The sequence below is a fragment of the uncultured Psychroserpens sp. genome (genome assembly GCF_947494225.1).
GTDB lineage: Bacteria > Bacteroidota > Bacteroidia > Flavobacteriales > Flavobacteriaceae > Psychroserpens.
Genome location: NZ_CANLUG010000008.1, coordinates 68,406 through 92,353, shown reverse-complemented (window position 1 = coordinate 92,353; position 23,948 = coordinate 68,406). Strand labels below are relative to the sequence as shown.

Genomic DNA, 23,948 nt, shown 5'->3' with positions numbered 1-23,948 from the left:
ATATACCGTTTGGTATATTTTTAATATATTTGTTTCATGCACACTAAAGCTGATCTTACGAAACACTATATTTTAGAAACTGTAGCTCCTATTTTTAATCAAAATGGTTATGCTGCAACAAGTATGAGCGATATTACTCAAGCTACAGGTTTAACCAAAGGCGCCATCTATGGCAATTTTAAAAACAAAGAAGAATTGGCAATATCAGCTTTTAAATTTACAGTAAAGGCTTTAATGAAACGTATTTCTAGACATTTAGAACTCAGTGATTCACCAATTCAGAAGTTATTTTTGATTTCAGACTTTTATAGAAACTATTATGACTATAGCAAGCAGTTAGGCGGTTGCCCTGTACTAAATATTGGTGTTGATGCAAACAATCAAAATACACCTTTATTAGAAAATGTAAAAATTGTAATTGAAAAAATTCAAGATCAGGTGGCGACTATTATTGAAAATGGAATTGAAGCTGGCGAAATTTCAACCGAAATCAATGCTATGCAATATGCAAAACGACTTGACACCATGATTCAAGGAGCCGTCTTTATGACCTATACCATGGATGACGAATTCTATATGAAAGACACAATGAATCAAATTGATCAAATGATTCATAACGACTTAAAATCTTAAAAAAATTTAACATATAATATACCAATTGGTATATTCTAAAAACAACACGTATGACACTACCAAAAATTGTAAACAGTAAAACAAAAATAAGGTTTCAAGACTGTGATCCTTTCAATCATTTAAATAACGGAAGCTATATCAACTACTTCATGAATCACCGCGAAGATCAATTATTAAAGCATTATAACATTGACATTTATAAAATGGCTCAAAAAATTGGTATAAGTTGGGTGTCTAGTAGCAACCAAATTGCTTATCTCAAGCCTGCGTTTTTAATGGAAACGGTAATCATCGAATCCCAATTAATATACTACGATTCTAGTCAGCTTAAAGTAGAAATGCGCATGTATAACGAAGACAAATCACAGCTAAAAGCAATTATATGGTGTGGCTTTGTACATTTCAATCTTCTTAAACAATCAAGAGAACAACATTCAGAAGCGTTAATAGCCCTCTTTAAAAGTATTATTAGTCCAATAGACAGGGCCACTTTTGAAGAACGTGTTCTTGAATTTAAACGAATTAAAACAGAAATTTAAATGGCGTGTAACATTTCAGTATTCATAGATACTTATAAGAGGAAACTTAAACTTTAATTATGAAAAAAATACTATGTTTTTTGGCATTATGCCTTGGCTTTTTTACCAACTCTAATGGACAAGAGCTTGAAAAATCGCTATTATGGGAAATATCTGGTAACGGATTAAAAGAGTCATCATATTTATATGGTACTATACATATGACTTGTGATGCATCTCTGGACGAAGATGTACAAAAAGCAATGAAGGCAACCAAATTACTTGTATTGGAGCTAGATATGGATGACCCTTCAATGCAAATGACAATGATGAAAGGTCTATACATGAAAGATGGTAAAACCATTAAAGATTTAGTCACTGAAGACGAATACAAAACTATATCAAAATTTATAAAAGAGGAATTAGGAATGCCTCTTGAGGCCATGGCTAACATTAAACCATTCTTCATAAGTGCCATGTTTTATCCGAAATTATTGGGCTGCCCTGTTCAATCTTATGAAGAAGCGCTGATGAAAGTTGCTCATGAACAAAACGAAGAAGTTTTAGGCTTAGAAACAGTTGAAGACCAATTAAATGTATTTGATGAGATTCCTTATAAAGATCAGGCTGCCGACTTATTGCGTTCTGTAAAAGACAACTTAGCTTATGACAAAGAATCATTTGTTAAAATGCTTCAACTTTATGACAATGAAGATATTGAGGGCATGGATGTTATGATGAAAGAAGATAAAAATTTATCGACAACCAAACACAGAGACAAAATGTTGGATAACAGAAATAAAAATTGGATACCTAAGATCGAAGAATTCTCTAAGAAACAGCCTACATTTTTTGGTGTTGGTGCAGGTCATCTAGCAGGTAAAAAAGGCGTTATAAAGCTATTAAGAAAAGCTGGATACACTGTAAAAGCAGTGAACTAATGTCTTAAAAACACAGCTTAAGCCTCTGAAAAGAGGCTTTTTGTTGAAAACTTGTTTAAAACTCTTGATTTATACAATAAAACTTTAGTAATTAAGGTTATGATTATTAGATTTAATTGCTAACTTTGAATTGCTATTAATTCCCAAATTTACATTAGTTAAAAGTATGCCGATTCTTCTTCAAATCAAGAATTGGTGATAAAATACGCCTACTTTAATATGAATATTAACTCATATATTGATCACACACTCTTAAGTGCCTCTGCCACTGAACGGGACATTATTGACCATTGTAATCAAGCCAAAAAACACAAATTCTACTCTGTTTGCATTAATAGTTGTTATGTACCATTAGCAAAACAATTACTAAAAGATTCTAGTATAAAAATCTGTACCGTTGTTGGTTTTCCTTTAGGAGCTTCTTCAACTGAAGCTAAAGTTTTTGAAGCCAAACAGGCCATTGACGATGGTGCTCATGAAATTGACATGGTCATGAATCTTGGTGTTTTTAAAAGTAAAAATTATGTTGAAGTTTTTAAAGATATCAAAGATGTAAAAACTGCAATTGGAAAAACGCCATTAAAGGTTATCATAGAGATTAGTGAATTGTCTAAAAACGGCATTGTTAAGGCATCAGAAATTTGCCTAGATGCAAAAGTTGACTTTGTAAAAACCTCTTCTGGTTTTACAAAAAGTGGTGCTACGCTTACCGCTGTAAAAATTATTAGAAAAACGGTTAGAGACAAATGTAAGATAAAGGCTTCTGGTGGAATAGGCGATTATGAAACTGCCAGGAAATATACTGACATTGGTGTAGAACGAATTGGCACTTCCAAAGGTGTTGCTATAGCAAATGGAGAGCTCTCGCGCGCCGATTATTAACCTTAAGTTTTAACATAGTTTTTTAAGTTTTAAATTTGGAGTCATTTATATTTGACTATCAACAAAACACTACTATGAAGCATATTATTACACTACTACTAGTTATCACTATAGCTTTGCCTTCTTTTGCTCAAGAAACAGGTAAAAAAAACGGAGAAATTACGACCTATTATTTTATTCGTCATGCAGAAAAAGATAGAAGTGATAAAACGAATAGAAATCCTGATCTCACCGATGCAGGAAAAACAAGGGCAATACATTGGAGTGAAATCCTTCAGCACGTTAAGTTTGATGCTGTCTATTCTACAAAGTATAATCGTACTATGCAAACCGCTGCGCCTACTGCTGAGAAAAACAAAGTTGAACTTCAGTTCTATGACCCGAGAGCATTATATTCTGAAGATTTCGCCAAGGCAACTCAGGGACAAACTGTTTTAGTTGTTGGACATAGTAATACAACTCCTGCTTTTGTTAATATGATATTGAAAGACAAAAAGTACGAAGATATCAACGACAATAATAATGGCAACCTTTATATTGTGACCATATCTAATGGAACCACAACAGATCAGGTTCTAACTATTAATTAACCGTAACCTCCTCTAGTTCTATTTTAGATAATAGTTTTAGCTGATTGTTATTAAATAATTCTGGTAATTTAATTAAAGATATCGAGGCGTCATCGGGCTTATAATTATTATAATCTACAAACCTTATACCTTTAATATAACGTTCATTATAGACCTCTCTAAACCGAAGTCCTAAACCGTCACTTTCATTGTATGAGTATGCCAAATAATCAACCTTGTATGACGCTTTGTTAATCCAATAAATAAATACGTCTTCAAAGTCTTCTCCTCCTCCATCTTGATTGAAGGTTACCTGAATAGTAAAATACTCATGATCTTTAATCATCATATCTGCCAATCGTTTTTTATTAACCGCAGCATCGTTTAAACCATATGGTAGTACAGAAAAATAATGTACTGAGTTTACAGAAGCCGCATATTTAGCTGCCATAGTATCTGTGACGTTCATTGGAAAATTATCAACAAACCTCATAAACCCTTTATTATTTAGAACATCTTTGACCTCATTAATAGAATCTACTTCCTCAAATATCAGCGCTTTAAATTGTCGTTCTAAGTGAAAAACCCCTTTATTTCTAAAAGCCATATAATGCTTGTCTCGAAAGTCAAAATGTATGGTAGTAGAATCCATCAAATCCCCTCCAGACACTTGAATCGCTTTGTCTATAAGCGATTGTGCTGTCACCGTTTCAGAAGCATCAGATTTACAATTTAAAAGCAAAAAGGATAACGTAATAATAACGAGATATTTCATATAATTAACTTTAGAAATTAAGTCGGAAAACTAATCATTTCATAACAGCTATAAAAGTTAAAAATAATTACCTTTGCCTTCCATGCAAAAACCGGTTAACATAAAAAACAAAAAAGCAAAGTTTGAGTACGAAATTCTCGATACTTACACCGCTGGTATTGTACTTACTGGAACAGAAATTAAATCCATTAGAGATAGTAAAGCCTCCATTGCCGAAAGTTTTTGTGAGTTTAATGATCGTGGAGAATTGTTTGTAATAAACATGACAATTCAAGAATATGTCTTCGGAAACTACTACAATCATAAACCTAAGGCAGAGCGTAAACTTTTGCTTAATAAACGTGAACTTAAAAAACTTGAAAAGGAAGTTAATGTTAAAGGAAATGCTATTGTTCCATTGCGCTTATTTATCAATGAAAAGGGTTTAGCTAAGTTAGAAATTGCCTTAGGTAAAGGAAAAAAACTCTTTGACAAACGCGACACAATAAAAGATCGCGATAATAAACGCCATCTAGATCGTATAAAAAAAATCTATAAGTAATTACATATAGATAAGTTCAAAATCTGAGATAATATTTAACAGGAAAGTTAGTTTTATTTATGATTGTTTAACAAAAGTCATTTAAATAAATACCTATGTTTGGCATCGCTTAGGCAACCTTTTTATAAAATTGTGCGTCTATATAAATAAACCATCAATCAATTCTTATGAAACAAAAATTACTCCTCGCATTCACATTCTTAATTACTTTTCAATCTTTTTCTCAAATCCAAGGTACGGTTAAAGATAACAAAGACGAACCCTTACCATTTGTAAATATTTACATAGAAAACACCTATACAGGGACTACAAGTAACGAAGACGGCAACTACGAACTTGGCATTAGCAAATCTGGTGATTATACTATTGTATTTCAATTTTTAGGCTATAAAACGGTAAAAAAAACAGTAACCATAAGTTCCTTTCCTTATACACTAGACGCCACTTTATTAGACGAAGAAATTTCGTTAAACGAAGTTGTTGTTAACGCCGAAGAAAACCCTGCCAATATTATTATTCGTCAGGCTATTGCAAAGCGAAAAGAAAATCAGAACAAAATTCAAAGTTATAAATCAGACTTCTATTCTCGTGGATTGATTAGGATTAAAGATGCACCTGAAAAAATTCTTGGTGCCGAAGTTGGAGATTTAGGTGGCGGACTAGATTCTACAAGAAGTGGTGTCATTTACCTATCTGAAACAGTTTCTAAATTGGAGTTTTTAAGACCAAATAAACTCAAAGAAAAAATCTTAGCTTCTAAAGTTAGTGGCGATGACAACGGATTTAGTTTTAACAATGCCATAGATGTTGACTACGACTTATATAACAATACTGTAGAAATAGGGAATCAAATTATTACACCAATTGCTAATAATGCTTTTGGATATTATCGTTATAAGTTAGAAGGTATCTTCTATGATGACAGAGGTAACCTTATCAACAAAATAAAAGCAACGCCTAGGCGAGAAAATGATCCCGTTTTTGAAGGTTATATATACATCGTTGAAGATCAATGGACCATTTATGCAGCCGAATTAGATATTACAGGAACTCAGGCTCGAATTCCTGCCGTTGACAAAATTACCATAACACAAAATTTCTCCTTTTCTGAACAAGATAATATTTGGGCTAAAATATCTCAAAATATAGATTTTAAATACGGAATTCTTGGTATAAAAGGTGATGGTCGCTTTACAGCCGTTTACAGTGATTACAAATTTAATCCTGGCCTAACACGAAAAGATTTTACCAGAGAAATTGTATCATTTGCAGAGGCTGCTAATAAAAAGGACTCTACCTTCTGGAATACAATCAGACCTGTACCTCTAACTGTCGAAGAAATTACAGATTATATCAAAAAAGATAGCATCCAAATTGTTCGAGAATCTAAAACCTATAAGGATTCTGTGGATGGTGTGAATAATAAATTTAAATTAGGTGATATCGTTGGTGGATATACTTATACTAATTCATATGAAAACTGGAGAGCTGGCATTAGCTCTCCTATAGAGGCTATTAGTTTTAATACAGTTCAAGGGTGGAATGCTAACATAGGTGCTTTTTACACTAAAAGTTACGATGATTTTGAGCGCTTCTTTACCATAAGAGGAAACATTAATTATGGCTTTAGCGATGATCGTTTAAGAGGGACACTTTCAGCAACTTATAAATTCAACAACAAGAGCAGACCTTTCTTAACACTTTCGGGAGGTGTTGTGACCCAACAGTTTAATACAAGTAATCCTATCTCCAAATCTTTAAACACAGGTTTTTCTCTATTTTCAGAAGAAAACTATATGAAGATTTTTGAATACAGCTATGTTCAAGCCTCCTATTCTAATGAATTATTCAATGGCTTTAGAATTAATACAAGTTTAGGCTATCAAAGACGTAAGGCGTTATTTAACACCACAGATCAGGCGTGGTATCCAAAAGATGACAAAGTTTATACTAGCAATAACCCTTTAGATGAAACAGCTTATGGTGTTGCTCCTTTTGACACTCATAATATCATGAAATTTAATCTTACGGCTCGCATTAATTTTGCCCAAAATTATTTAAGCTATCCAGATGGTAAATACAACATTCCAAATTCTAAGTACCCAACCGTAATTCTTGGATACGAAAAAGGCTTTGCGTCATCCATAGACGATTATAATTTTGATCAAGTAAAATTTAGAGTAACACAAGGGCTCAATGTTGGCGATAAAGGGCGTTTTCGATATAATATTAAAGCGGGTAAATTCTTTGGTGGAGATGATATCGCTTTTGTAGATTATCAACATTTTAATGGCAACCAAACACATATTGGCTCTGGATCTTATCTCAATGTCTTTAATAATTTACCATATTACGCGGCTAGCACTAATGATTCATATTTAGAGATGCACGCCGAACATGATTTTAACGGATTTCTATTAGGAAGAGTGCCACTTCTAAAGAAACTAAACTTTAATCTTATTGTTGGAGCACACGCCTTATCTACTCCAGACAATAAACCATATCAAGAATACACAATCGGGCTTGACAATATTGGTTGGGGAAAATTTAGATTTTTACGTTTAGATTACGTACGTTCGTATCAAGGTGGATTTCAAAGCGATGCATTTCTGTTTGGCTTGAAATTCTTTTAATCTCAACATTATGAAAAATTTAATTTTAATTTTATTCGTGATTGGTTCTCTTAGCTATGGACAAGATAAAACCGATTACTCAAAAAAAGTAGCATCCTTAGATAGTACAATAGAAACGTTATATAGTGTTATCTCTGGAGATAAAGGTGAAGCCCGTAATTGGGAATTATTCAAGTATCTATTTCATAAAGATGCTAAACTCATTCCGTCAGGGAAAGATAACGAAGGTACTCACAATGCCACCTTCATGACACCAGATGATTATATTCAACGCTCAGGTAAATGGCTTGTTGAAAATGGATTTCACGAAGTTGAAATCAGCCGAAAAGTTCAAACTTTTGGTAATATTTCTCAAGTATTTAGCACATACGAATCCTTCAGAAACAAAAGCGATAAAGAGCCATTTATGAGAGGGATTAATAGTATTCAACTATTAAACGATGGCAATCGTTGGTGGATTATTAATATCTATTGGCAACAGGAAACAAAAGACAACCCAATACCTAAGAAGTATTTGAGTAAACAATAAGTTTTTAGGTCTTACATCTTTTTAAACGCATACTCATGTTTAACTATAAAATGATTTAACTTTTATCAAAAAGTTAAATCATTTTAGTTTAGCCATATTACTTCTTATTTTTATCAAAACATTTATCAAACTATAAATTATGACAAGTTCAGTTAAATCGACATCATTAATGCTCTTTGCCTTATCGGTATTCTCTTTTAGCAATGCCCAAGATACGTCTCAAGAAGCAAAACCTGCTTTTAAAGACGGAGAAGCGCAAATCGTTGAAGCGTTTAGTGATTCTGGAAAATGGATACGACACGATTTATGGGTAGAAACTAATTTTGATACCGATGGCGACGGTAAATTAGACCGAATGCATGTTGATGTTACACGTCCAGAACAAACGGAAAGTGAAGGCTTAAAATTACCTGTAATATATGAAACAAGTCCTTATTATGCAGGAGTTGCTGCAGATGTACCAGGTGTGTTTTGGAATGTAGAGATAGAACTTGGAGAGGCCGCAGAAGAGCGCGCACATCCAGAGGTTAAGCGTCGTGGTAAACGCCCTATCATATCTAATTCTCTTATAAGAACTTGGGTTCCTAGAGGCTATATAGTTGTACATTCATCGTCTCCTGGAACAGGTTTATCACAAGGTGCTCCTACAGTTGGTGGCGACAATGAATCTCTAGCGCCTAAAGCTGTTATCGACTGGTTAAACGGTCGCGCAAAAGGTTATACAACACCAGATGGAAACGAAGAAGTTAAGGCCAATTGGAGTACAGGGAAAGTTGGTATGACCGGAACATCTTATAATGGTACTTTACCCTTAGCAGCAGCAACAACTGGTGTTGATGGTTTAGAAGTCATCATTCCAATTGCTCCTAACACGTCATATTATCATTATTACCGTTCTAATGGGTTAGTGCGTTCCCCAGGAGGATATTTAGGAGAAGACATTGATGTGCTTTACGATTATATTCATAGTGGCGATGAAGCTAAACGCCCTTATAATAATAAAACGGTTAGAGATACCGAAATGGCCAATGGCATGGATCGTCTCACAGGCGATTATAACGATTTTTGGGCTGGACGTGATTATCTCAATGAGATGAAACCAATGAAAGCCGCTTTGCTAATGTCACACGGATTTAACGATTGGAATGTCATGCCCGAACATAGCTATCGTATATATAAAGCTGCAAAAGAAAAAGGCTTGCCTGCTCAAATCTATTACCATCAAAATGGACATGGTGGCCCACCTCCTACAGCTATGATGAACCGTTGGTTTACACGATATTTACATGGTATTAAAAATGGCGTTGAAAATGAAGCAAACAAAGCGCATATCGTAAGAGAGGATGATAAACCAAATAACCCAACAACATATAAAGATTATCCAAACCCAGATGCCACAGATGTCACCCTGCATCTCACTGCTGGTGGAAATAAGGCAGGAGGCTTAAGTACGACTAAAACTAAAGGGAAAGCCATATCCGAAAAATTAATTGATGATGTAAGTTTCTCTGGAAAAGATTTAGCTAAAGCGGAATCATCAGAACATAGACTCTTATATCTTTCTCCTACACTTACTGAAGATATACACATTTCTGGCTTGGCAAATATTACTATTGAATTAAGTAGCAACAAACCAGCGGCAAATTTATCTGTTTGGTTGGTTGCCTTACCGTGGGATGGCGGAAAAATCACAAATGATATTATCACTCGTGGATGGGCAGATCCTCAAAATCATAAATCATTAACAAAGAGTGCTCCGTTAAAAATAGACAAATCCTATACTTTGAATTTCGATCTTCAACCAGACGACCAGATTATAAAGAAAGGCCAGCAAATTGGTTTAATGATTTTTTCTAGCGATAAGGAATTTACATTACACCCAGACCCAGGTACGACGCTGTCTATAAATATCAAAAATACTAAGTTGAACCTTCCTATAGTTGGGGGGATTGAAGCTTATAAAAAGGCTACACAGAAATAAATGACAAAAATACGTGCAGTAAAAAGCAAGGATGACTGCAATGCTATTGCTCAACTAGCCAACATAATTTGGCGCGAGCATTATACACCAATAATTGGAATAGATCAAGTAAGTTACATGCTGGATAAATTTCAATCTTCTGAAGCCATTAAGCAGCAAATAGAAGATGGTTACAAATATTATGCAATCAGTTATAATATGGTCTTGGTTGGCTACCTGGCGATTAAAAAAAATGACCATACCATGTTTTTAAGTAAAATCTATATCTCCAAAGATTTTAGAGGTCTTGGTATCGGCAAGACGGCTTTGAATTTTATCGATCAAGAAGCGACAAATCATGCGTGTAAAACGATAACATTAACGGTAAATAGGTTTAATACGAATTCTATCAATGCCTATGAAAAGTTAGGCTATATCAAAACCAGAACAGCCATTAAAGATATTGGTGAAGGTTATGTTATGGATGATTATATAATGGAGCGAACACTTTAATCATTATTTGTTAATAAAAAAAATAGCCATTTAATTCTTATCTTCTAATAAAGGTACAAAACGAAATTCTCCAAATTCATGTTGTTCAAACTCTTTTGGCCCTTTTCTAATAAATAAGGTCATAATTTGTACATCGTCTCCAACGGGAATAACTAAACGTCCTCCTATTTTAAGCTGACTTAATAAGGGTTTAGGTACGAAAGGAGCACCAGCTGTTACAATAATACTATCAAAAGGAGCTTCATCTTCTAAACCAATATAACCATCTCCAAAAATGAGTTTCTTTGCTCTGTATCCCAATTTTGGTAAGAATTTGCTTGTCTTTTTATAGAGTTCATTCTGGCGTTCAATACTGTACACCTTAGCGCCAAGCACACATAAAACAGCCGTTTGATAACCGCTTCCTGTTCCTATTTCAAGAACGGTATCACCACGTTTAACTTGCATAAGTTCGGTTTGAAATGCAACAGTATATGGCTGTGAAATGGTTTGATCGGCAGCAATTGGAAATGCTTTATCCTGATAAGCATGATCTAAAAAACTAGAATCCATAAATAAATGTCTTGGTATGGCACCTATAGCTTCCAGAACTTTTTCGTTAGATATGCCTTTGGATTTTAGCGTGGCCACCAGCTTTTGCCGTAGCCCTTGATGTTTAAACGTGTCTTTCAAAGTAGTTAAGTTTGTTATGCTAAAATAACTGAAACATTTTTATACTGAAAGTTAAATCTAATTGAATTATCAACCTCATAAAAGCAATGATTTTTTATTGTCATTTTCTCATAAATAAACTCTGAAAAATCTTATTTTTGTTGAAAACGTAAAATCATGCTAAAAGCTGGTGTTCTAGGTGCTGGTCACCTTGGTAAAATCCATTTAAGACTTCTTAATCAATCTGAAAAATATGACCTTGTTGGGTTTTATGACGCAGATGAAACCAATGCTAAAAAGGTGGAAACCGAATTTGGTTATAAATACTTTAATTCTATTGAAGCGCTTATTGAAGCTGTGGATATGGTAGATATTGTAACACCAACCTTGTCGCATTATGATTGCGCTAAAAAAGCAATCGCTCAAGGCAAACATATTTTCATTGAAAAGCCCATTACTAACACAGTTGAGGAAGCAGAACACATTAGAGAATTATTGGCCAAACATAACATTAGAGGTCAGGTTGGTCATGTAGAGCGTTTCAATCCGGCATTTATAGCAGTTCGAGATCAAGTCAATAACCCAATGTTTATTGAAACACATCGTTTGGCCGAATTTAATCCACGTGGCACAGATGTTCCTGTCGTTCTCGATTTAATGATTCATGACATAGACATCATCTTAAGCGTTGTTAGATCTAAAGTAAAAAATGTTTCAGCAAGTGGTGTTTCTGTAATAAGTGATACACCAGATATTGCAAATGCAAGAATTGAATTTGAAAATGGTTGTGTTGCTAATTTAACAGCAAGTCGTATTTCTCTTAAAAACATGAGAAAAACACGTTTCTTTCAAAAGGACGCTTACATCTCTGTGGATTTCCTTGAAAAGAAATGTGAAGTTGTAAAAATGAAAGATGCGCCAGAACAACCTGGAGATTTTGATATGATTCTACAAAACGCTGAAGGCATAAAAAAACAAATCTATTTTGACAACCCGCAAATAGCTAACAACAATGCTATCTTAGACGAATTAGAAACATTTGCTGATGCTATAAACAACAACACAACACCTATCGTAACACTTCATGACGGAACCGAAGCCTTACGCGTAGCAACAATGATAATAGATCAATTTTAAAAAATAAAATCAATATAAATGAAAAACGTAGCAGTTATAGGAGCTGGAACCATGGGAAACGGAATTGCCCATACTTTTGCTCAATCTGGATTTAAAGTACAACTAATAGACATTAGCGAAGATTCTCTTAAAAGAGGTATAGCCACCATTTCTAAAAACCTAGATAGAATGGTTGCTAAAGAGAAAATTTCTGAAAGCGACAAACAAACTACGTTGGATAATATTACAACATTTACTAGCATCACCGAAGGTGTGGAATATGCTGGTCTTGTGGTTGAAGCTGCTACAGAAAATATTGACTTAAAACTTAAAATTTTCAAGCAGTTAGATGAGGCGTGTCCAGATGACACTATTCTAGCAACCAACACTTCCTCTATTTCGATTACTCAAATTGGAGCGGCAACATCTCGTCCAGAAATGGTTATTGGAATGCACTTTATGAATCCTGTGCCTATCATGAAATTGGTAGAAATCATTCGTGGTTATAATACGAGTGACGAAGTAACTAATACCATTATGAAATTGTCAAAAACTTTAGGTAAAATACCAACTGAGGTTAACGATTACCCTGGATTTGTAGCCAACCGTATTTTAATGCCTATGCTTAATGAATCTATTGAAACACTCTACAATGGCGTTGCTGGTGTAGTAGAAATAGATACCGTAATGAAATTAGGTATGGCACATCCTATGGGACCTTTACAACTAGCAGATTTTATTGGCCTTGATGTTTGTTTATCTATTTTGAATGTGATGTACGACGGATTTAAAAACCCAAAATACGCGCCTTGTCCATTATTAGTTAATATGGTTAGAGCAGGTAAACTTGGCGTGAAATCTGGTGAGGGATTCTATGATTATTCTGAAAGTAGAAAAGCAGAAACTGTAGCGAAGCAGTTTACTAAGTAAATCTCCTTTTTTATGACTCGTTTGTTTATTTGTGGGCTTCTTTTACTTGCTTTCGTAGCATGTAAGAACCATGATAAAACAACAAATGAGGAAGTCCATACTATAGAAGATATCGTAATTACAGAAGACACAACGGAAGTCATCGAGCAGAAAACAGACTATCTCAAACTTCTAACAGACAATCCTGATTATAGTTCTGATGGTTTTGATTTTCCTATTGGCAAACCAAATGCACGTGGTTATTACAATGCTCAAAAATTTCAAGAAAACGATCATTTAGGTGATGATTGGAATGGCGTTGGTGGTGGTAACACAGATTTAGGAGACCCTATATATGCTATAGCAAATGGTTATATTAGTGAAGTAAAAGATTATGAAGGTGGCTGGGGAAATGTGGTTAGAATTGTGCATTTACATAATAACACATTATACGAATCACTATATGCACATTGTGATACTATGGTTGTAAAGGCAAATAACTTTATAAAGAAAGGTGAGCAAATTGCTACTATTGGCAATTGTAATGGTAATTATTATGCACATCTTCATCTAGAACTAAGAGATGCCGTTGGCTTAAGTATTGGAGGTGGTTATTCTTCTGATACTACAGGATATTTAGATCCAACAGCGTTTATAAATAAAAACAGAAAATAATTGGCAAAAATACTTCCATTTAAAGCAGTTCGACCAACACGTGATAAAGTGAGTCTTGTTGCATCGCGCTCATATCAAACGTATACACAGGCTGAACGTGAAGCTCGATTAGATTATAACCCGTTTTCTTTTTTACATATCGTAAATCCTGGCTATAAATATGCCCGAGAGATTACAGGTACAGAACGCTATACACTTGTGCGCAATCGTTATTTGGAATTTAAAGAGGATAATGTTTTTGTGCATGACAAAACACCATCATACTACATTTATAAAATCGTAGATAGAGATCACCAAGTGTTTAATGGTATTGTTGCAGCAGCTAGTGCAGAAGATTACGAAAAGGACACCATCAAGAAACATGAGGATACTATTGAATATCGCGAACGTATTTTTAAAGACTATTTAAAAACAGTTGGATTTAATGCAGAACCTGTGCTTCTCACCTATCCAGATAATCCAACCATTTCAAAAATCATTCAAAACGTTCAAAAAGAGCGTGCAGAATTTGAATTTACAACGACCTATAGAGACACACATTATCTGTGGAAATTAGAAGATCCATCGTTACTTGACACTATCAAGGAAGCCTTTGAAAAAATGTCTACTATCTATATTGCAGATGGTCATCATCGCTCGGCGTCGTCATATTTGCTTTATAAAGACGAAAAAAAAAACAACCCAAAACATACTGGAGATGAGTCTTACAATCAATTTATGACCTTTCTCATTCCAGAATCAGAATTGCGTATTCATGAATTTAACAGACTAGTAAAAGACTTAAATGGACTTACAAAGGAAGAGTTCTTAATCGAATTGGATACCATCTTCAGAATTGAAAACAGAGGTGTTGTTCCCTACAAGCCCTCAAAAAAGCATCATTTTAGTATGTACTTAGATGGTGAGTTTTATTCCTTATACCTTCGGAAATCGCTCTACAATTTTAAAACATCTTTAGATGCCTTAGACCCCCAAATTTTATACAATACTATTCTTCAACCTATTTTGGGCATTGAAGACCTAAGAAATGATGTGCGTATCGATTATATTAATGGCAAGAAAGACATCATTAATGTAAAAGAACGCATTGACAATGGTGAATTTGCTGTTGGGTTTGGTATGGTTCCTGTAGATATAAACGAAATGAAACACATTGCAGACGACGGACTTAAAATGCCTCCTAAGAGTACTTTTATTGAACCTAAACTTCGAAGTGGTGTCACAATTTATGAATTCTAAAATCGATATAGTATGAAACTCAGGTGGTCTTTTATTGTATGTTTAATGACATTAACTATGCAGGCTCAAGATTTCGAGGGTGTCATAACTTACAAGTCTGAATATCCCATAAATAAAACGGCTTTATCAAATGACGAACTCAAGAAAGAATTAGGTACAGATGTAACTACTTACTTCAAAAATGGATATTACAAAGAACTTACCAATTCAAGATTCATCAGTTATCAGCTTTTTAGGCATAATGATTCTATGGTGTATTACAAACACAACATAAAATCAGATTCATTGTTCTACAGCAAGGTTAACACTGACAAAAAGGAAACATTTTCCTATAAAATTGAAAAAAGAACAGATACAATTTTAGGCTATATATGCGATAAACTCATTGTAGAAGATGGCTATGGTACAAAAACATACTATTATACCAGCGAACTCTCATTAAACCCTGAATATTACAAAAACTTTACGGTAGGTAATAAGTATGACATTATGAAACTAATGAAAGCAATATACCTTAAGCTGGAAATGACCTACGATGCTATAAGCGTTAGAGTTGTAGCAACAGAAGTAAAAAAACAAAAGTTAGAAAATTCGGTTTTCGATATTCCAAAGCATCAATACATCATAGAACAGAATATGTAAAATGAAATATATCTTAGTCTCTTTATTAATTGTTATTATCATTTATAATATCTATAAACGATGGGACGAGTATACAGGAAAAAAGGCAGAAAACCCAAATGATTGGTGGAATGATAAAGGCTCAAATCTAGATTAATTATAACAAGGAAATGGACATCAAACAAAATCTAAATACAATACAATCTCAATTACCAGAGCATGTCACCCTAGTTGCTGTTTCTAAAACAAAACCTGTAAGTGATTTGATGGAAGCCTACGCTGCTGGGCAACGTGTTTTTGGAGAAAACAAAATCCAAGAAATGGTAGAGAAACACGATCAAATGCCTAAAGATATAGAGTGGCATATGATTGGTCATGTACAGCGTAACAAAGTAAAGTACATGGCAAAATTTGTGACTTTAATTCATGGTGTTGACAGCCTAAAATTACTCAAGGAAATTGATAAACAAGCTCAAAAGCATAATAGAATTATCAATTGTTTACTACAGATAAAAATTGCTGAAGAAGACTCCAAATTTGGAATGTCATCTTCTGATGCCAACGAATTATTACATTCAGAAGACTTTTCAACATTAAACAACGTTAATATTATTGGTGTTATGGGAATGGCAACATTTACCGATGACAGCTCACAAGTTCGACAAGAATTTGAAAGACTTAAATTAGCGTTTGATATGCTCAAAACAACTCATAATACACTTGATGTGATAAGTATGGGAATGAGCGGAGATTACCAATTAGCAATTGATTGTGGAAGTACAATGGTTCGTGTAGGAAGTAGTATATTTGGCAGTCGTAATTATTAAATTAAAAACATCAATTTATCTACGCAATACTCGACATAGAAACAACAGGCGGAAAGTACAATGAAGAAGGCATTACTGAAATTGCCATCTATAAATTTGACGGACATAAAGTCATTGATAAGTTCATTAGTCTTGTCAATCCAGAACGCGAAATACAGCCCTTTGTGGTTAACCTTACCGGAATCAATAGTAATATGCTAAAAACGGCTCCAAAATTTTATGAGGTCGCCAAGCGTATTGTTGAAATTACCGAAGACTGTATTATTGTGGCTCATAACGCCCAATTTGATTATAGAATTTTACGAACAGAATTTAAGCGTTTAGGTTTTGGTTTTAAACGTAAAACTTTATGCACTGTTGAACTTTCAAAACAATTAATTCCAGACCAGCCTTCTTACAGTTTAGGTAAATTAACAAGAGCACTTGGCATTCCTGTTAGTGATAGACATAGAGCCAATGGTGACGCCATGGCTACAGTGAAATTATTTAAAATGTTATTATCTAAAGACATAGATAAACATATCATTAAAAGTAATGTCAAAACAGAAGTTATAAAGCGTCTTAATGATAATCATCGCTTAATTATAGATAAATTACCTTCTATTACAGGTGTCTATTATATTCATGATGAAAGCGGTGAAATTATATACATAGGTAAGAGTAAAAACATCAAGCATCGTATTAATCAGCATTTTACAAACAACAGTACTAAGTCTAAAAAACTACAGCTATTAGCAAAATCAGTTACCTATGAAGCCACAGGAAGCGAACTTGTTGCCTTGTTAAAAGAGAGCGAAGAAATAAAAAGAAATAAACCACTATATAACAGAGCGTTAAGACGAACTATCTTTACACACGCTTTATATAGTTTTATTGACGAAAATGGCTATATCAATTTAAAAATTGATAAAACAAATGCTAACGAAAAACCCATAACCACATTTAGCAATATGCAAAGTGCTAAAAGTTTTATGTTTAAAGTGGTTGAGCAATATATGCTCTGCCAGAAATTAACAGGTTTATATCCAACATCATCAAATTGCTTTAATTATACGATCAAAAGTTGTAATGGAGCCTGTATCCATGAAGAAGCTCCAGAAGATTATAATAAGCGTGTTCAGGAACTCATTGCTAAGAACAGCTATGACAATAAAAATATGGTTATTATCGATCAAGGTCGAGATATAGACGAAAAAAGTGTGATTTACATTGAGAATGGGGTTTTTAAAGGTTTAGGCTTTTACGATCTAAACCATCAAATTAATAATATCGAAATTCTCGAGTCTATTATTACACCAATGGAAAACAATCGAGACACACAGCACATTATTCAAAGTTATTTGCGCCGCAATAAAAGAGTTAAAACCATTTCACTTTAATTTATGAGATATATTACAGTATTACTTTTGTTACTAGGTGTTACTTCCGCACATTCACAATCAAAATTTAATTCAGACAGTTTTGATGTCACAAAAGAAGACCTAGAACTAAATGTATTTGAAAAAGATTCTACCGCAAATGCATTAGTTATATATGAAGTTGGAGAAAGTGATGTTAATTCTCGAACTCTCAATATTGAAACAGAGGTAAAGAAAAAAGTAAAAATCCTTAATAAAAAGGGATTTAGTTACGGCGAAGTAATCATTCCTCTTTTTGAAGATTATAGCGGAGACAAAGAAAGCATCAAAAACATAAAAGCTACTGTTTATAATCTCGTAAATGGTTCTATTGAAAAGACTAGATTAAAAAAGGCCGCTATTTTTGAAGAAGACGCATCTGAAAGTTTAAAAACTATTAAAATCGTATTTCCAAAAATAAAGGAAGGCTCTGTAGTTGTTTATAGCTACACCAAAATATCTCCTTTTCTATATAAGTACAAAGGATGGAGTTTTCAGAGTGACATTCCTAAATTGTATAGCGAATATAATGCAAGTATTCCTAGTCATTTTGAATACCATGCAAAATTAGTAGGAAACTTAGAATTTACATCTAAAGAAATCACAGAAGACCCTTATTGCACTAGAATACCAGGTAGTAATGCTATATGCAATGTTAGCAAGTATATTATGAAAGATATTCCTGCTTTTATTGTTGAAGATTATATCACTACAAAAGACAACTATCTGTCAAGAATTGAATACGAGTTAAAGTCTATAAAAGGATATCGAAATACTAAACATATCACAAAAACATGGCAAGTAGTTGATAATCAGATTCTTAAAGACACTTCTTTAGGACATGAATTGATCCAAACAACAGACTATAAAAATTTAATTTCAGAAGACATTACTTCGCTTTCTGATCCATTAGAAAAAGCGAAAAAAATCTTTGAATATGTTCAAAGCAACTACAAATGGAATGGCGGAAAACGTGCTTTTGACAACATTTCAACCAAATACCTAGTAGAACACAAAACGGGAAATGTTGGAGACATTAACATGTTATTGTACTTATTACTAAACGAGTTCGAAATCGACGTGCAACTCATCGTGCTCTCCACAAGGGAAAATGGGTTTGCTACGGTGCTTTACCCCGTTATTTCTGACTTTAATTATCTCATCATAAAAGCTGTAATTGATGGTAAAACATACCTATTGGATGCAACAAGTAACTATGTGGCCTTTGGAGAGGTCCCTTTTAGATGCCTTAATCAGTATGGAAGAGTTTTAGATTTTGCAAACGGAAGCTCTTGGTATGAAATAAAAATTGAAGACACTAGTCTCATGCAATATAGTTATGAGTTAAGCATTGATAAAGATCAAAACATTACAGCCAATGTAGATTTTGAATCAACTGGCTATCATGCTTTACCCATAAAAGAACGTTATTTTGAAGATTCCGAAAAGTTTATACACAACTTTAAAAATGAGTTTGACTTCTTAGAATTTTCAAAATTTGAGGTAATTACAAAAGAAAAAATCTCAGACAGTTTTAAAAGTAGTTTTGAAGTACAAAACACAGCCGAAATCATTGGAAATAACATATATTTAAATCCAGTACTGTTAGAGTTTTTTCCAAAAAACCCTTTTAGATTACAAGAACGAAGTTATCCAATTGACTTTGGTTACAAGGACACTTATATCTATAAAATTAAAGTTAATGTCGATGATTCATATAACATATTAGAGATTCCTCAAAACCTAAACCTTTCTTTACCTGGTCGAGAGGCTTCAGTACGCTTTTCTGTTCAACAAAAAAACAATGAGGTCTTATTATATTTTAAATTATCCTTCAGTCAAGCTATTTATCCACCTAATTATTACGAAGCTCTAAAAGAAATTATGACTAAGGTTATTGACATACAGAACAACTCCATTATTGTCTTAGAGAAAAAACAATAAACTTTTAGTATTTTTGAATTCATGAGCACTAAAACTTCAAAATGGCAAAAGAAACTGCATGAAATAATTTATGAGGCAGATACGCCTGCCGGAAAATTGTTTGATGTCATCTTGCTCTTTGTTATTTTAGCGAGTATCGTTTTAGTAATGCTTGAAAGTGTAGAAAGCATTGACACGAAATATCATAACTTTCTTATTATTTCAGAATGGATTATTACCATTCTATTTTCTATAGAATATATAGCTAGAGTTATTAGTGTAAAAAAACCATTAAAATACGTTACGAGTTTTTATGGTATCATTGATTTACTTTCTACTATACCAATGTACTTATCCTTCTTTTTTGTAAGTTCAAGTTCACTCGTCGCTTTTAGAGCATTACGATTGTTACGTGTTTTTAGAATTTTAAAACTCACGCGTTATATAGGCGCGTCAACAAATTTTGTAAGAGCTTTAAAAACCAGTCGAGCAAAAATTGCTGTTTTCCTTTCTTTTGTAATCATTTTATGCATTATTCTCGGAACGATTATGTATTTAGTAGAAAGCAAAGAAGGTAGTGGTTTTACAAGTATTCCACGAAGTGTATATTGGGCTATTGTGACATTAACTACAGTTGGTTATGGTGATATTGCACCTGCAACACCCTTAGGTCAGTTTATTGCTTCTTTAATTATGATTATGGGTTATGGTATTATTGCTGTACCCACAGGAATTGTGTCTTCTGAAATGACAAAAGTAAATAAGCACGACGTACACACAAACACACAATCTTGCCCTAATTGTTTAGAAGGAAAGCATCGTGATAACTCTCAGTTTTGCCATAATTGTGGTCATGAATTAAATGAAAACTAACTATTTAATTTCTATTGTTGGTCCTACAGCGATAGGAAAAACGGCACTTAGTATTAAGCTAGCCAGTCATTTTAATACCGAAATTATTTCGGCAGATTCCAGACAGTTTTATAACGAAATGCAGATTGGCACTGCTGCTCCTACCCCTTCTGAACTTGCCGCTGCGACTCATCATTTTATAAAACATTTATCTGTAGATCACTATTATAATGTTGGTGCTTTTGAAAAAGATGCTATTGCATTACTTGATAAGCTGCATCAAAAACATAAAGTCGTCGTTATGGTTGGAGGGTCTGGACTTTATGTAAACGCTGTTACGAAAGGCTTAGACGATTTACCAAAAATTGATGTAGCCACAAGAACATTACTCAATACTCGATATCAAAACGAAGGATTAAAACCTTTACAGGCTCAACTTAAAGCATTAGACCCGAAAGCCTATAAAACAATTGCTATTGATAATCCGCAACGTGTTATAAGAGCTTTAGAGGTTTGCCTCTCAAGTGGAAAACCCTACTCTTCATTTTTAAAAGGCAAGGACAAGACAAGAGCCTTTAAGACGATTACCATTGGGTTAACAGCAGAGCGACAAAACATATATGATAGAATCAACCAACGTGTTGATCTTATGATAACCGAAGGTTTACTAGACGAAGTAAAGCAGTTAAAACCAATGCAACATCTCAATGCCCTTAATACAGTAGGATACAAAGAGCTCTTCAATTACTTAGACGGCACATGGGATTTAGAATTTGCTATTTCAGAAATAAAAAAGAACACCAGACGTTTTGCAAAACGCCAGCTAACCTGGTTTAAAAAGAACGAAAACACCATCTGGTTTGATTACCAATATAAGTTAGAAGCTATCGTAGCTGCAATTAAATTAGAGATGGATTCATAAAAAAAACCAATCAACAAATGATTGGCTTCTTTTAATATGATATAATTCTACTTAGGCATCTTGATTAACAACTAATCTAAAACCTTCTCCATGGATATTTAAAATCTCCACGTTTTCATCTAATTTTAAATACTTTCTAAGTTTAGCAATATACACGTCCATACTTCGAGATGTAAAGTAGTTATCATCTCTCCATATTTTTGTTAAGGCCAATTCACGAGGCATTAGGTCGTTTTCATGTAAAGCTAACATACGTAATAATTCATTCTCTTTTGGAGATAATTTAATCGGATCTTTTCCATTAAATTTTAAGAAACGTAATTTAGAATTCAAGTCAAAACGTCCAATCTTGAATTCAAATTGCTTGCTATCTGCAATGGTATCTGTAGCTTTACGCTGCATAATTGCCTTAATCTTCATTAAAAGTACTTCACTGTCAAATGGCTTGTTTAAATAGTCATCTGCACCAACTTTATACCCTTTAAGAACATCTTCTTTCATAGCTTTGGCAGTCAAGAAAATAATTGGAACATCAGTATTCTTTTCCCTAATCTCTTTAGCTAGGGTAAATCCATCTTTATAAGGCATCATAACATCTAATATACATAGGTCATAATCGTCCTTTTTGAATTTTTCGAAACCTTCCATTCCGTTTTTAGCATGAACTACGTCATAGTCGTTCATGTTTAAATAATCTTTTAAAACCGTTCCAAAATTTGGATCGTCTTCTACTAAAAGAATTTTCTTATTTTGCTCTTCCATAATTTATGATATTAATGGTAGCTTTATTATGAATGTGCTACCTTTTCCCTTTTCACTTTCTACTGATATATGACCTTGATGATCATCTATAATTCGTTTAACATATGCTAAACCTAAACCGTGCCCTTTTACATTGTGTACATTTCCAGTATGTTCTCTATAAAACTTCTCGAACACTCTTTTTTGAACTTGCTTAGACATTCCATTTCCCTGATCTGAAATTTTAAGCAATACATTATTACCGATGTTTTCAGAATAAACATCAATCTTTGGTGCCGAATCACTATATTTAATAGCGTTGTCTAAAATATTGACAATCACATTTGTAAAATGTGTTTCGTTAGCCAAAACCGATGATTTATCTGCTTCTAAATGCGTTTTAACGTAGCCTTTTCTGTCCTCTACAATCAATTCAACATGCGTAATAGCATCTTCTACTAAGTCGTGGAGCTTTACACGTTCCTTACTAATGTTAAGTTCGTTTTTTTCTAACTTCGAAATTCGTAATACATTTTCTACTTGAGCATGCATTCTCTTATTTTCATCCTTAATCATTTTTAAATAACGCATGACCTTATCTTGATCACCAATTATTTTTGGATTTCGTATAGAGTCTAAGGCTAAATTTATAGTTGCAATAGGCGTTTTAAACTCATGCGTCATATTATTTATAAAATCAGTTTTGATTTGAGAGATTTGACGCTGTCTAATCAACTGATAAATAGCACTTGAATAAGCCAAAATAATTATGGAAGTAAAAATGATAGATAATACAATCATTCCCAAAATTGACGATAATAAATATTTTCTCCGTTCAGGAAAATCTACATATAACGAGTATTTACTTCTTCCTTTATCATCCAAAAAAACTGGAATTCCTATAGTAGACTCTGGATTTAATTCAAAATTATCAGACCTAATTTTAGTCGATAAATCTTTGTCATAAATTGCATATTCAAACGCTGTTTTTATACCACTAATTGAAAATTGAGATTCTAAAAAATCTGAAACTTCCTCATTAGAGATACGTTTATAAATTGGATAGTTTTTATAAACTGCGCGATAGTTTTTTTTGTAAAAACTTCGCCCCAACTCGTCCATTGTACTATAATCTCTAAACGTTTGAGATGGGCTTAAACTTATTCTTCCATCTATAGGGCTTCGATCATAAACTTTGGTTTCACTAATATTAGTAAACCTGCTTATGTTTATACTGTCTGTACCAATGTCAAAGAACAATGAGGGCACTTTAAAACTTTCTTCCGCAATGGCATTTCTAAATTGTATGGCCTGATCAGTATCTTCATCAAAAGAGTCATAAATCAAAAGTTGTTTGATTTCTGTAGTATCAGGCGTTCTACCATTTTTGGTAACTTCTTTATATAACCTATCATAACTAAGAAGTTCTTTGTCTTCAATAGCTTTCGACACTAAACTTAGAGATCGAATAACATCAGACGTAAATTGTTTTTCCTCGTTTTTTAAGGTGTTATTTATAAAAAATGCTTGAACGAAAATGATGCCAATGAGTGATAAACTCATTAAAACCACCAATAAAAT

The 23,948-nt window shown here is 33.4% G+C and carries 25 protein-coding genes; 21 read left to right on the top strand and 4 right to left on the bottom strand.

What is annotated here, in order from left to right:
- Positions 1 to 36: 36 nt before the first annotated feature.
- The 5 genes from Q0893_RS16705 to Q0893_RS16685 all read left to right on the top strand — a co-directional run bounded on the left by Q0893_RS16705 (position 37) and on the right by Q0893_RS16685 (position 3,564).
- Positions 37 to 633 (top strand): TetR/AcrR family transcriptional regulator, encoded by a 597-nt coding sequence (locus Q0893_RS16705; protein ID WP_298903906.1) that lies wholly within the window; start codon positions 37 to 39, stop codon positions 631 to 633.
- 50 nt (positions 634 to 683) lie between these two features.
- Positions 684 to 1,172 (top strand): thioesterase family protein, encoded by a 489-nt coding sequence (locus Q0893_RS16700; RefSeq protein WP_298903907.1) that lies wholly within the window; start codon positions 684 to 686, stop codon positions 1,170 to 1,172.
- Positions 1,173 to 1,231: 59 nt separating this feature from the next.
- Positions 1,232 to 2,092, top strand: coding sequence for a TraB/GumN family protein (locus Q0893_RS16695; RefSeq protein WP_299277804.1), 861 nt, complete (start codon positions 1,232 to 1,234; stop codon positions 2,090 to 2,092).
- Between the two features lie 219 nt (positions 2,093 to 2,311).
- Positions 2,312 to 2,974, top strand: a complete 663-nt coding sequence (deoC, locus tag Q0893_RS16690) for a deoxyribose-phosphate aldolase (RefSeq protein WP_298903909.1) — start codon at positions 2,312 to 2,314, stop codon at positions 2,972 to 2,974.
- Positions 2,975 to 3,048: 74 nt separating this feature from the next.
- Complete coding sequence (locus tag Q0893_RS16685) at positions 3,049 to 3,564, top strand: histidine phosphatase family protein (protein WP_298903910.1); 516 nt, start codon at positions 3,049 to 3,051, stop codon at positions 3,562 to 3,564.
- On the opposite strand, the gene Q0893_RS16680 is transcribed toward Q0893_RS16685, so the two are convergent.
- Entirely contained in the window at positions 3,557 to 4,318 is a 762-nt protein-coding gene (locus Q0893_RS16680) for a DUF6503 family protein (protein WP_299277791.1), read from the bottom strand. The two genes, Q0893_RS16685 and Q0893_RS16680, sit on opposite strands and share 8 nt — an antisense overlap.
- 82 nt (positions 4,319 to 4,400) lie before the next feature.
- Here Q0893_RS16680 and smpB point away from each other — a divergent pair, with 82 nt between their 5' ends.
- From smpB to Q0893_RS16655, 5 genes are all read left to right on the top strand, one after another.
- Complete coding sequence (gene smpB, locus Q0893_RS16675; RefSeq protein ID WP_298903912.1) at positions 4,401 to 4,859, top strand: SsrA-binding protein SmpB; 459 nt, start codon at positions 4,401 to 4,403, stop codon at positions 4,857 to 4,859.
- Between the two features lie 167 nt (positions 4,860 to 5,026).
- On the top strand, positions 5,027 to 7,492 hold the full coding sequence (locus Q0893_RS16670; RefSeq protein WP_299277787.1) for a DUF5686 and carboxypeptidase regulatory-like domain-containing protein: 2,466 nt from the start codon (positions 5,027 to 5,029) through the stop codon (positions 7,490 to 7,492).
- A 10-nt stretch (positions 7,493 to 7,502) separates the two neighbouring features.
- On the top strand, positions 7,503 to 8,021 hold the full coding sequence (locus Q0893_RS16665; RefSeq protein ID WP_298903914.1) for a hypothetical protein: 519 nt from the start codon (positions 7,503 to 7,505) through the stop codon (positions 8,019 to 8,021).
- A gap of 139 nt (positions 8,022 to 8,160) precedes the next feature.
- Complete coding sequence (locus Q0893_RS16660) at positions 8,161 to 10,002, top strand: Xaa-Pro dipeptidyl-peptidase (RefSeq protein ID WP_298903915.1); 1,842 nt, start codon at positions 8,161 to 8,163, stop codon at positions 10,000 to 10,002.
- On the top strand, positions 10,003 to 10,494 hold the full coding sequence (locus Q0893_RS16655; RefSeq protein WP_299277783.1) for a GNAT family N-acetyltransferase: 492 nt from the start codon (positions 10,003 to 10,005) through the stop codon (positions 10,492 to 10,494).
- A gap of 30 nt (positions 10,495 to 10,524) precedes the next feature.
- On the opposite strand, the gene Q0893_RS16650 is transcribed toward Q0893_RS16655, so the two are convergent.
- Positions 10,525 to 11,166 (bottom strand): protein-L-isoaspartate(D-aspartate) O-methyltransferase, encoded by a 642-nt coding sequence (locus Q0893_RS16650; protein ID WP_299277780.1) that lies wholly within the window; start codon positions 11,164 to 11,166, stop codon positions 10,525 to 10,527.
- Positions 11,167 to 11,322: 156 nt separating this feature from the next.
- Between Q0893_RS16650 and Q0893_RS16645 the strand changes: the two genes are divergently transcribed.
- Genes Q0893_RS16645 through miaA form a run of 11 tightly spaced genes read left to right on the top strand, consistent with a single transcriptional unit; the run spans position 11,323 to position 21,626 of the window.
- Positions 11,323 to 12,282, top strand: coding sequence for a Gfo/Idh/MocA family oxidoreductase (locus tag Q0893_RS16645; RefSeq protein ID WP_298903918.1), 960 nt, complete (start codon positions 11,323 to 11,325; stop codon positions 12,280 to 12,282).
- Positions 12,283 to 12,300: 18 nt separating this feature from the next.
- On the top strand, positions 12,301 to 13,191 hold the full coding sequence (locus Q0893_RS16640; protein ID WP_298903919.1) for a 3-hydroxyacyl-CoA dehydrogenase family protein: 891 nt from the start codon (positions 12,301 to 12,303) through the stop codon (positions 13,189 to 13,191).
- Positions 13,192 to 13,203: 12 nt separating this feature from the next.
- The gene (locus Q0893_RS16635) at positions 13,204 to 13,845 is read left to right on the top strand and encodes a M23 family metallopeptidase (RefSeq protein ID WP_298903920.1); all 642 of its coding nucleotides are present in this window, start codon (positions 13,204 to 13,206) and stop codon (positions 13,843 to 13,845) included.
- The gene (locus Q0893_RS16630) at positions 13,846 to 15,084 is read left to right on the top strand and encodes a DUF1015 domain-containing protein (protein ID WP_298903921.1); all 1,239 of its coding nucleotides are present in this window, start codon (positions 13,846 to 13,848) and stop codon (positions 15,082 to 15,084) included. It begins immediately after the preceding gene.
- Between the two features lie 12 nt (positions 15,085 to 15,096).
- Entirely contained in the window at positions 15,097 to 15,726 is a 630-nt protein-coding gene (locus Q0893_RS16625) for a hypothetical protein (protein WP_299277775.1), read from the top strand.
- Position 15,727: 1 nt separating this feature from the next.
- The gene (locus tag Q0893_RS16620; protein ID WP_298903923.1) at positions 15,728 to 15,862 is read left to right on the top strand and encodes a hypothetical protein; all 135 of its coding nucleotides are present in this window, start codon (positions 15,728 to 15,730) and stop codon (positions 15,860 to 15,862) included.
- Positions 15,863 to 15,875: 13 nt separating this feature from the next.
- A complete protein-coding gene (locus Q0893_RS16615) occupies positions 15,876 to 16,532 on the top strand; it encodes a YggS family pyridoxal phosphate-dependent enzyme (protein ID WP_298903924.1) in 657 nt (218 codons plus the stop codon).
- Positions 16,533 to 16,549: 17 nt separating this feature from the next.
- Entirely contained in the window at positions 16,550 to 17,911 is a 1,362-nt protein-coding gene (locus tag Q0893_RS16610) for an exonuclease domain-containing protein (RefSeq protein WP_299278051.1), read from the top strand.
- A 3-nt stretch (positions 17,912 to 17,914) separates the two neighbouring features.
- Positions 17,915 to 19,873 (top strand): DUF3857 domain-containing protein, encoded by a 1,959-nt coding sequence (locus tag Q0893_RS16605; RefSeq protein WP_298903925.1) that lies wholly within the window; start codon positions 17,915 to 17,917, stop codon positions 19,871 to 19,873.
- A 21-nt stretch (positions 19,874 to 19,894) separates the two neighbouring features.
- A complete protein-coding gene (locus Q0893_RS16600; RefSeq protein ID WP_298903926.1) occupies positions 19,895 to 20,725 on the top strand; it encodes an ion transporter in 831 nt (276 codons plus the stop codon).
- On the top strand, positions 20,715 to 21,626 hold the full coding sequence (gene miaA, locus Q0893_RS16595) for a tRNA (adenosine(37)-N6)-dimethylallyltransferase MiaA (protein ID WP_299277769.1): 912 nt from the start codon (positions 20,715 to 20,717) through the stop codon (positions 21,624 to 21,626). Before Q0893_RS16600 ends, miaA begins: the two co-directional genes overlap by 11 nt.
- 51 nt (positions 21,627 to 21,677) lie before the next feature.
- Here miaA and Q0893_RS16590 read toward each other — a convergent pair whose 3' ends face one another.
- Positions 21,678 to 22,388, bottom strand: a complete 711-nt coding sequence (locus Q0893_RS16590) for a response regulator transcription factor (protein ID WP_230935597.1) — start codon at positions 22,386 to 22,388, stop codon at positions 21,678 to 21,680.
- Positions 22,389 to 22,391: 3 nt separating this feature from the next.
- Positions 22,392 to 23,930 carry a HAMP domain-containing sensor histidine kinase gene (locus Q0893_RS16585; protein ID WP_299277765.1) on the bottom strand — a complete coding sequence of 513 codons (1,539 nt, stop codon included), beginning with the start codon at positions 23,928 to 23,930 and terminating at the stop codon, positions 22,392 to 22,394.
- Between the last annotated feature and the right edge of the window lie 18 nt (positions 23,931 to 23,948).

Bases quoted from the DNA above. Each gene is read 5' to 3' on its own strand.
- Q0893_RS16620 (WP_298903923.1), top strand. From the start codon at position 15,728: ATGAAATATATCTTAGTCTCTTTATTAATTGTTATTATCATTTATAAT.
- Q0893_RS16655 (WP_299277783.1), top strand. From the start codon at position 10,003: ATGACAAAAATACGTGCAGTAAAAAGCAAGGATGACTGCAATGCTATT.
- Q0893_RS16645 (WP_298903918.1), top strand. From the start codon at position 11,323: ATGCTAAAAGCTGGTGTTCTAGGTGCTGGTCACCTTGGTAAAATCCAT.
- Q0893_RS16615 (WP_298903924.1), top strand. From the start codon at position 15,876: ATGGACATCAAACAAAATCTAAATACAATACAATCTCAATTACCAGAG.
- Q0893_RS16635 (WP_298903920.1), top strand. From the start codon at position 13,204: ATGACTCGTTTGTTTATTTGTGGGCTTCTTTTACTTGCTTTCGTAGCA.
- deoC (WP_298903909.1), top strand. From the start codon at position 2,312: ATGAATATTAACTCATATATTGATCACACACTCTTAAGTGCCTCTGCC.
- Q0893_RS16605 (WP_298903925.1), top strand. From the start codon at position 17,915: ATGAGATATATTACAGTATTACTTTTGTTACTAGGTGTTACTTCCGCA.
- Q0893_RS16585 (WP_299277765.1), bottom strand. From the start codon at position 23,930: ATGAGTTTATCACTCATTGGCATCATTTTCGTTCAAGCATTTTTTATA.
- Q0893_RS16700 (WP_298903907.1), top strand. From the start codon at position 684: ATGACACTACCAAAAATTGTAAACAGTAAAACAAAAATAAGGTTTCAA.
- Q0893_RS16625 (WP_299277775.1), top strand. From the start codon at position 15,097: ATGAAACTCAGGTGGTCTTTTATTGTATGTTTAATGACATTAACTATG.
- Q0893_RS16670 (WP_299277787.1), top strand. From the start codon at position 5,027: ATGAAACAAAAATTACTCCTCGCATTCACATTCTTAATTACTTTTCAA.
- Q0893_RS16660 (WP_298903915.1), top strand. From the start codon at position 8,161: ATGACAAGTTCAGTTAAATCGACATCATTAATGCTCTTTGCCTTATCG.
- Q0893_RS16695 (WP_299277804.1), top strand. From the start codon at position 1,232: ATGAAAAAAATACTATGTTTTTTGGCATTATGCCTTGGCTTTTTTACC.
- miaA (WP_299277769.1), top strand. From the start codon at position 20,715: ATGAAAACTAACTATTTAATTTCTATTGTTGGTCCTACAGCGATAGGA.
- Q0893_RS16665 (WP_298903914.1), top strand. From the start codon at position 7,503: ATGAAAAATTTAATTTTAATTTTATTCGTGATTGGTTCTCTTAGCTAT.
- Q0893_RS16705 (WP_298903906.1), top strand. From the start codon at position 37: ATGCACACTAAAGCTGATCTTACGAAACACTATATTTTAGAAACTGTA.
- Q0893_RS16590 (WP_230935597.1), bottom strand. From the start codon at position 22,388: ATGGAAGAGCAAAATAAGAAAATTCTTTTAGTAGAAGACGATCCAAAT.
- Q0893_RS16685 (WP_298903910.1), top strand. From the start codon at position 3,049: ATGAAGCATATTATTACACTACTACTAGTTATCACTATAGCTTTGCCT.
- Q0893_RS16640 (WP_298903919.1), top strand. From the start codon at position 12,301: ATGAAAAACGTAGCAGTTATAGGAGCTGGAACCATGGGAAACGGAATT.
- Q0893_RS16600 (WP_298903926.1), top strand. From the start codon at position 19,895: ATGAGCACTAAAACTTCAAAATGGCAAAAGAAACTGCATGAAATAATT.
- Q0893_RS16680 (WP_299277791.1), bottom strand. From the start codon at position 4,318: ATGAAATATCTCGTTATTATTACGTTATCCTTTTTGCTTTTAAATTGT.
- smpB (WP_298903912.1), top strand. From the start codon at position 4,401: ATGCAAAAACCGGTTAACATAAAAAACAAAAAAGCAAAGTTTGAGTAC.